2 tRNA genes and 1 rRNA gene are annotated in these 512 nt (G+C 45.7%); all 3 read right to left on the minus strand.

What is annotated here, in order from left to right:
• Nucleotides 1-43: 43 nt before the first annotated feature.
• A tRNA-Ala gene (locus QSH13_RS18490) sits at nt 44-119 on the minus strand.
• A 132-nt stretch (nt 120-251) separates the two neighbouring features.
• Nucleotides 252-328 (minus strand) — tRNA-Ile (locus QSH13_RS18495).
• 71 nt (nt 329-399) lie between these two features.
• A 16S ribosomal RNA gene (locus tag QSH13_RS18500) occupies nt 400-512 on the minus strand; the annotation flags it as partial.

Raw genomic sequence — 512 nt, forward strand, 5'->3', positions numbered from 1 at the left:
TTGCTAATATACTCTGAATTATTATTTTATATTCAAGAGATTATGGTGGAGCTAAGCGGGATCGAACCGCTGACCTCCTGCGTGCAAGGCAGGCGCTCTCCCAGCTGAGCTATAGCCCCATAATGCAGTCGAAATAACCAGTGTTTCAACCATTATCTTTTTCAAGATAAATCGACTTGAGACAAGGCGTGAAATAACGAAGTTTACTTAAAGTAAACGAGTTCTTTCACAACGCAGTATTCAAGGCGATTTGGTAGGCCTGAGTGGACTTGAACCACCGACCTCACCCTTATCAGGGGTGCGCTCTAACCACCTGAGCTACAAGCCTATACCGGTATTTCTGCTCGTTCTTCATCAGACAATCTGTGTGAGCACTGCACATAATACGTATCTCTTAGGTAAGGAGGTGATCCAACCGCAGGTTCCCCTACGGTTACCTTGTTACGACTTCACCCCAGTCATGAATCACAAAGTGGTAAGCGCCCTCCCGAAGGTTAAGCTACCTACTTCTT

Origin of the sequence: Proteus faecis, assembly GCF_030286765.1 — a bacterium.
GTDB classification, from domain to species: Bacteria; Pseudomonadota; Gammaproteobacteria; order Enterobacterales; family Enterobacteriaceae; genus Proteus; species Proteus faecis.